Here is a 7374-nt window from a genome sequence, read left to right as displayed (position 1 = left end):
CCGCTACACCCGCCCCTTCGGCCCGCCCGACCCGGAGGCCGAGGCCAGCGCGATCCCGCCCGAGGGCAAGCTGCTGGGCGAGGATCAGGGCGACGAGATCCGCGTCTTCAAGGGGCGGTTCGGGCCCTACGTCCAGCGCGGCCCGGTGACGGAAGAGAACAAGAAGCCCCCGCGCCAGTCGATCCCCAAGGACTGGCCGCCAGAGGAGGTGGACCTTGAACAGGCGGTGCGCCTGCTGTCCCTGCCGCGCCAGATCGGCCCCCACCCCGAGGACGGCGTGATGGTCTGGGCCAATATCGGGCGCTATGGACCCTATATCAAACACGCCGAAAGCACCTCCGACCGGGGGGGCACCAATGCCAATCTCGAATCCATCGACGAAGTTTTCACCGTTGGCATGAACCGCGCCGTGCAATTGCTGGCCGAAAAGGTGGCCAGCCGTGGCGGGCGCGGCAAGGCCGCCAAACCGATCCGCGAGATGGGCGAACACCCGGACATGGGCGGTGCGGTCAACGTGATGGAAGGGAAATACGGGCCATACGTGAAGTGGGAAAAGGTCAACGCCACGATCCCGAAGGAGATCGAACCGGCGGACCTGACCATGGAACGCGCGGTCGAACTGATCGAGGAAAAGCTGGCCAAATCCCCGGCCAAGCGCAAGGCCGCGAAAAAAGCCGCGCCGAAGAAGGCCACGGCGAAGAAAAAGGTCCCCGCGAAGAAGACGGCAGCCAAGAAGGCGGCGGCGAAGGACTCCTGACTGCGGGCTTCCGGCGCCCCCGCTCAGGTGGCAGGGGCCGACAGGTGGATTTCGCCTTCGGCGAGAATTTTGGACCATTTGGAAGACCGGTGGCCGCGCGGGGCGGGCCGGAGGCCTTTGGCGGATTGCGCGAGGGATTAAAGCCCGCCTTTTCCGATCTCACCCGCGCTGGAATTGACTCTGCGCGGGTGCCCCTTCAAAAGAAGGCGAACCTTTCGTCGCTCGTACTTTCAAGGGGAACATTCTTTCATGAAAAAGGTCTATAATTCCGCCGCCGAAGCACTGGAGGGCGTCCTGTCGGATGGCATGCTGATCGCCTCCGGGGGGTTCGGGCTTTGCGGTATTCCGGAATTGCTCTTGCAGGCGATCAAGGAAAACGGGGCGAAGGACCTCACCTTTGCGTCCAACAACGCCGGGGTCGATGATTTCGGCATCGGCATCCTGCTGCATACGCGGCAGGTCAAGAAGATGATCTCTTCCTACGTGGGCGAGAACGCGGAATTCATGCGCCAGTACCTGTCGGGCGAGCTGGAGCTGGAATTCAACCCGCAGGGCACGTTGGCCGAACGCATGCGCGCGGGCGGCTGCGGCATCCCCGGTTTCTATACCAAGACCGGCGTGGGCACGCAGATCGCCGAGGGCAAGGAAGTGAAGCAGTTCAACGGCGAGGATTACATCCTCGAAACCGGGCTTTTTGCGGATCTGTCCATCGTCAAGGCGTGGAAGGCGGATGACACCGGCAACCTGATCTTCCGCAAGACCGCCCGCAACTTCAACCCGCCCGCCGCCATGTGCGGCAAGGTCTGCATCGCCGAGGTGGAGGAGATCGTGCCGCGCGGCGCGCTCGATCCCGATCACATCCATCTGCCGGGCATCTACGTGCACCGGATCATTCAGGGCGAACACGAAAAACGCATCGAACAGCGCACGACGCGCAAGCGGGAGGAAGCGTAACATGGCCTGGGACCGTAACCAGATGGCCGCCCGTGCGGCACAGGAGCTCGAAGACGGCATGTATGTGAACCTCGGCATCGGGATCCCGACGCTGGTGGCCAACTACGTGGGCGACAAGGACATCACCCTGCAGTCCGAGAACGGGATGCTGGGCATGGGGCCCTTCCCCTTCGAAGGCGACGAGGACCCGGACCTGATCAACGCGGGCAAGCAGACCATCACCGAGCTGAACCGCACCGCCTATTTCGACAGCGCCATGTCCTTCGGCATGATCCGGGGCGGGAAGATCGCGGCGGCGATCCTCGGGGCGATGGAGGTGGCCGAGAACGGTGACCTCGCCAACTGGATGATCCCCGGCAAGCTGGTCAAGGGCATGGGCGGCGCGATGGATCTCGTCGCCGGCGTGGGCCGCGTGATCGTGGTGATGGATCATCAGAACAAGGCCGGCGAATCGAAGGTTCTGAAGAAATGCACCCTGCCGCTGACCGGTACAGGCGTGGTGGACCGGATCGTGACCAACCTTGGCGTGCTGGACGTGGTCGAGGGCGGCTTGCGCATCGTCGAATGTGCCGATGGCGTGAGTGAGGACGAATTGCGCGCGGCCACCGACGCGACCATCGTCTGACCGCTACCCGGGTTTCGTGACATCGCCGGGGGCGGCGGGCCGCCCCCCGCTTCGCGTCCGGCGGGTTCAGTTCAGGGCTGCGAAAACACAGCCGTCGCTGATGAGCTCCGGCGGGGTCTGGCACAACCCCTTGGCCACCTGGAAGGCGGCCAGCACCTTGGGCACATAATCGCGGGTTTCGGCAAAGGGCGGCACGCCGCCGTGCCGGTGTACCGATCCTTCGCCCGCGTTGTAGCCCGCGAGCACCAGAATGGGATCGCGGTCGAATTCCTGCATCAGCCAGTCGAGGTATTTGACCCCGCCCGCGATGTTCTGCCCGGGCATCATGCTGTCGGTCACGCCGAACCGCAGGGCGGTATCGGGCATCAGTTGCATGAGCCCCTGCGCGCCCGCGTGGCTTTGCGCATCGGCGCGCCCGTTCGATTCCACCGTGATCACCGCCAGCACCAGCGCGGGCGAGACATGGGTCCCCACGGTGGAGCGCAGGATGTCGATGCCGTTGCGGCGTGCGATGTCCTGCATGTGCTGCAACCGGGGCGAGGCGACCTGCCCCGAGGCCGCCGTGAGCGCGGCCATGGCGATTTCGAGCCGTCCGGGGCCGGACTGATCCGCGGCGGGGGATATCTTTTCCCAGAACCAGTCGTAGCTGCCGGGCGCCCGGGGCGCGATGGCCCCAGAGGGGGTCGCCACCGCATCGGGCACGGCGGCCAGTGCCGGGGCCGGTTCGATCTGGATGTCGATGCGTCTGGTCACCCCCGCCTTGGGCGGCTTCACACGTTTGGCGGAGAATTCAGGAAACGGCGCGGGCGCCTCTGCCCCGGCCTGCGCAACGGCCAGCCCCGTCGCCAATAGCGATACGCCCAATAAACGAAACATGCTGCCTGCTCTTGTCTGCCTTGACGGCTTTTATAGGGGGAATATTCCACAGATTCCGCGGTTTTCCCAGAAAATTGGCAGAAGAAGATGGCGATTTTGCCTTAATTGAAACCATTCCCCCCGCAAACCGCCCCGGCGGTAGGGGGCGGGGAAAAAAATTTCATTGTTCTTCAACAGGGTCGGGGAAAAACGGGCATTTGTGGCGAAATCACTCAAAATGTCACATTTGACGCCAAATTCATGCCCCAATCCAAGGTCTATATAGCGTCATACCAAGTCGGACATACGCCAATGAGAGAACGGCGAAGAACGGACGGCAGGGTTGGAAATGGAAAACCTAATGATCCTTGGAGGGACATGACATGATGAAATTTATCAAGAACTTCCGCAACGACGAAGACGGCGCCGTTACAGTTGACTGGGTTGTGCTGACCGCAGCCGTCGTCGGCCTGGCCGTTGCCGCCTATTCCTCGATCGAGACTGGCTCGAAAAGCCTGACAGCGAACACATCGACATTCCTGGGCAAGCAGGACCCGAACACTCCCTAATACGACAGTGTTCCTTGCCGCCGTCTTCGCGGAGGACGGCGGCAGTATTCTCCCTTTTCGCAGGCTCCCCTGAAGGAGGCCCCTATGTTTCCCTACGCTCATAAATTCCTGAAATCAGAAGACGGTGCCGTCACTGTCGACTGGGTGGTCCTGACCGCCGCCGTCGTCGGACTGGCCGCAGTTGTCATCCTCACCATTCACGGGAGCACCGGGAACGTAGGCGACGGCATCAAGACATGGCTGGCAAACCGCACGGTCGGATAATTCCGCCCGAAAGGGATGATCGAACAGGCCGGCCCCACTGGGCCGGCATGTTTCGTTCAGGGACATGGCATGGCGGGGCCAGAACGAAATGGCCGGAAATTGGCCCGCCCATCGCTTAATTCGGCCACATTCCCCTGCGATTATCAAAGGCCAGCAACCGCCCGCTCGGCCCCGCCGGGGTCGCAACACAACATGAGGTGAACGAGATGAGAATGATATTCGGAATGGTTCTTCTGATCGGCATCGCCCTCGCGGGGGGCGCTGTCTTTCTAGCAAAGGATCAGATCGCCCAGTACCAAATCGCCAACGCGCAGGCGCAGGAAGCGCTTGCCAAGGTGGTGCCGACCAAGACCGTCTGGGTGGCGGAAAAGCCGCTGGTCTATGGCCAGCCCCTGACCCGTGAAGACGTGCGCGCCGTGGATTGGCCGGAAAACGCCATCCCCGAAGGCGCTTTCCACGCCGAGACGGAGCTTTTCCCCGAGGGGTCGGAAGAACATCGCGTGGTACTGCGCCCCATCGAAACGCATGAGGCGATCCTGGCGGTGAAGGTCACCGAACCGGGCGAGGATTCGGGCCTCACCTCGCGGTTGGAGCGGGGGATGCGCGCCTTCACCATCAAGGTGGACGTGTCTTCGGGCGTTAGCGGTTTCCTGCGCCCCGGTGACCGGGTGGATGTCTACTGGACGGGTAACATCAACATCCCGGGCCAGAATTCCAATGGCGATGTGACCAAGCTGATCGAAGCGGGCGTACGGCTCATTGCGGTGGACCAGAACGCGGATGCCCGGGTGGGCGAGGCGAGCATCGCCCGCACCGTGACGGTTGCCGTCAGCCCAGCGCAGGTGGCCGCATTGGCACAGGCGCAATCGACGGGCGCGCTGTCGCTGTCGCTGGTCGGCGTCAATGACGATACGGTTGCCGGTGCGATCGAAGTGGACCAGCGTTCGCTGCTGGGACTGGTCGCGCAGGAGCAACAGGCCGAGGTCCAGAAAGAGCGTGTCTGCACCATCCGTACCCGCCGCGGTGCCGAAGTGGTGGAGATACCGATCCCCTGCACCAATTGATTTTGGCGTGTTTCCACTGCGGGGCGTCGCGCATGCAGCGTGGCGCCCCCTGCTCGTGGAAAGGGAAATTATGTTGCCGTTTGTCCACAGGCTGCGGGGGCGGCGGCGTTGATTCTTGCAAATATGGCAAAACGCGCGCAAGGTTCGGGGAATGAAGGGCGAAAAGACCCACTTCCGAGGCGTGATCACAAAGGCAGGTCACATGAAAATCGACAGATTTCTAAAGGCGGCTCTTCTGGGGCTGACATTGTGCGCCGCGCCACTGGTTACCCTTTCTCCCTCTTCCGCTGCGGCGGATACGCTGCGCGTGGTCAACCGGGGCACCAACGCGCCGCTGAACGTGCCGATGAACCGCGCGGTGGTTGTGGAAAGCGACATTCCCTTCGCGGAACTCAGCATCGCCAATCCGGGCATCGCCGATATCTCCTCCCTCTCCGACCGGACGATCTATGTGCTGGGTAAATCCCCCGGCCTGACGACGCTGACGCTGCTGGATGCGGCGGGGCAGCTGATCACCAACGTGGACGTGCGCGTGGCGGCGGATGTGTCGGAGTTCAAGGAACGACTGCGCCAGATCCTGCCCGGTGAACGGATCGAAGTGCGCACCGCCAATGACGGCATCGTGCTGTCGGGCATCGTGTCGTCGACCCAGCGGTTGCAACGCGCGCTGGATCTGGCGGAACGCTATGCGCCGGAGCGGGTGTCCAACCTGATGAGCGTGGGTGGCATCCAGCAGGTGATGATCAAGGTCCGTTTCGCGGAAATGCAGCGCAATGTGTCCAAATCGCTCAGCGCGTCGCTGTCGCTCAACGGGGCGATCGGCGGCACGGGGATCAACGGCGGCACCGGTACGACGACCACATCGGGCGGCATCGCCAATTCGATGGCCGGCAACGTCCCGGCCAACAACGCCAATGCCGGCGCGGTGCTGTTCGGGTTCAACGCGGGTTCCACGCAGGTGGGCCTGCTGCTTGAGGCGCTGGAGCAGAAGGGCGTCGTACGCTTTCTGGCGGAGCCGAACCTTGTGGCCCTTTCGGGGCAGGAGGCGACGTTCCTCGCCGGGGGTGAATACCCCGTGCCGGTGGCCCAGACCGGCGACCGCATCTCGGTGGAATTCAAGCCCTTCGGCGTCGAACTGGCTTTCATCCCGCGGGTCGTGGACAAGGACCTGATCAACCTCGAACTCAACGCCGCCGTTTCGGCCATCGACCCGTCGAACAGCCTTGCCGTGGGCAACGGGATCGAGATTTCCGCGTTCTCCCGGCGCGAAACCTCCACCACGGTGGAAATGCGTGACGGCGAAAGCTTTGCCATCGCGGGCCTGCTGACCGATGATTTCACCGACAGCACCAGCCAGTTGCCGTGGATCGGCGATGTGCCCGTGCTGGGCGCGCTGTTCCGGTCGGCGAACTATCGGCGCAACCAGACCGAACTGGTGATCATCATCACGGCGCATCTGGTCACGCCCACGCGGGGCGAGGCGCTGGCCCTGCCCACCGACCGCATCAAGCCCCCCACCGAAAAGGATCTGTTCCTGAACGGACGCACATCGCAAACCGCGCGCACCCCGACGAACGGCGCCGCGGGAGAGGTGGCGCGGCAGGATTTCGGCGGCTCCTATGGCTACGTACTGGACTGATCGGATGGCACGCAGCATCACCGCATCCGCCAAATTGCTGGGTCTCGGCGCGGCGCTGGTCGCCGGGCTTGGCTGCACACCGAGCGCCGACCCGCTGCGCACCCAGTTCCACCGCGAGGCGGGTGCGATGGTGGATAGCGGCACATTCGGCAATGCGACGCTGAACAACCGGCTGGTGATGACGGGCGAGCTGGGCCATACCCATAACCTCGCGAACCGCTTTGCCAGCGAAGTCACCTCTGTCGTGACCTTCGCGTTCAATTCCGCAGCACTTTCGCCCGAGGCGCAGGCGATCCTGCGCCAGCAGGCATCCTGGATACGGCAGTTCCCCGAAGTCCGCTTCCGGGTTTATGGGCATACCGATCTTGTGGGTTCGCAAAGCTACAACAAGGCGCTGGGTCTGCGCCGTGCCAAAGCGGTGGTGGCCTTTCTGGCCGCGCAGGGCATCAGCACCTCCCGGTTGGAGGCGCTCGTTTCCTTCGGTGAAACGCAGCCCCTGATCGTGACGCAGGGCCGCGAGCGGCGCAACCGGCGTACCGTGACGGAGGTGAGCGGCTTTGTCGGCAACCACCCCACGGTGCTGGACGGCAAATATGCGCAGATCATCTACCGCGAATATGTGGCGAGCGCCGTTCCACAGAGCCAGC

General features: G+C 63.4%; 9 protein-coding genes. 8 read left to right on the top strand and 1 reads right to left on the bottom strand.

Annotated features, from left to right (window positions below; genetic code table 11):
* The 3 genes from A3764_RS07125 to A3764_RS07115 all read left to right on the top strand — a co-directional run.
* Positions 1–757, top strand: a 757-nt coding sequence (locus A3764_RS07125) for a topoisomerase C-terminal repeat-containing protein (protein WP_330220514.1), incomplete at its 5' end; no start/stop codon positions are given.
* A gap of 249 nt (positions 758–1006) precedes the next feature.
* On the top strand, positions 1007–1711 hold the full coding sequence (locus A3764_RS07120; RefSeq protein WP_067919685.1) for a CoA transferase subunit A: 705 nt from the start codon (positions 1007–1009) through the stop codon (positions 1709–1711).
* A gap of 1 nt (position 1712) precedes the next feature.
* On the top strand, positions 1713–2336 hold the full coding sequence (locus A3764_RS07115; RefSeq protein ID WP_067919687.1) for a 3-oxoacid CoA-transferase subunit B: 624 nt from the start codon (positions 1713–1715) through the stop codon (positions 2334–2336).
* A 66-nt stretch (positions 2337–2402) separates the two neighbouring features.
* On the opposite strand, the gene A3764_RS07110 is transcribed toward A3764_RS07115, so the two are convergent.
* Positions 2403–3212, bottom strand: coding sequence for a lytic transglycosylase domain-containing protein (locus A3764_RS07110; RefSeq protein WP_201722127.1), 810 nt, complete (start codon positions 3210–3212; stop codon positions 2403–2405).
* Between the two features lie 362 nt (positions 3213–3574).
* On the opposite strand from A3764_RS07110, the gene A3764_RS07105 reads away from it, so the two are divergent.
* The 5 genes from A3764_RS07105 to A3764_RS07085 form a co-directional block, all read left to right on the top strand.
* Positions 3575–3760 carry a Flp family type IVb pilin gene (locus tag A3764_RS07105; RefSeq protein WP_067919688.1) on the top strand — a complete coding sequence of 62 codons (186 nt, stop codon included), beginning with the start codon at positions 3575–3577 and terminating at the stop codon, positions 3758–3760.
* Between the two features lie 84 nt (positions 3761–3844).
* Positions 3845–4024, top strand: coding sequence for a hypothetical protein (locus A3764_RS07100; RefSeq protein ID WP_067919689.1), 180 nt, complete (start codon positions 3845–3847; stop codon positions 4022–4024).
* A 206-nt stretch (positions 4025–4230) separates the two neighbouring features.
* A complete protein-coding gene (cpaB, locus tag A3764_RS07095) occupies positions 4231–5088 on the top strand; it encodes a Flp pilus assembly protein CpaB (protein ID WP_067919690.1) in 858 nt (285 codons plus the stop codon).
* Between the two features lie 202 nt (positions 5089–5290).
* Positions 5291–6727 carry a type II and III secretion system protein family protein gene (locus A3764_RS07090; protein WP_067919694.1) on the top strand — a complete coding sequence of 479 codons (1437 nt, stop codon included), beginning with the start codon at positions 5291–5293 and terminating at the stop codon, positions 6725–6727.
* Positions 6728–6731: 4 nt separating this feature from the next.
* A partial coding sequence (locus A3764_RS07085) for an OmpA family protein (protein ID WP_082865907.1) occupies positions 6732–7374 on the top strand: 643 nt, incomplete at its 3' end.

This window comes from Sulfitobacter sp. HI0129, assembly GCF_001635395.1.
Taxonomy (GTDB): Bacteria; Pseudomonadota; Alphaproteobacteria; order Rhodobacterales; family Rhodobacteraceae; genus Sulfitobacter.
This window is presented reverse-complemented; position numbering and strand designations above follow the sequence as displayed.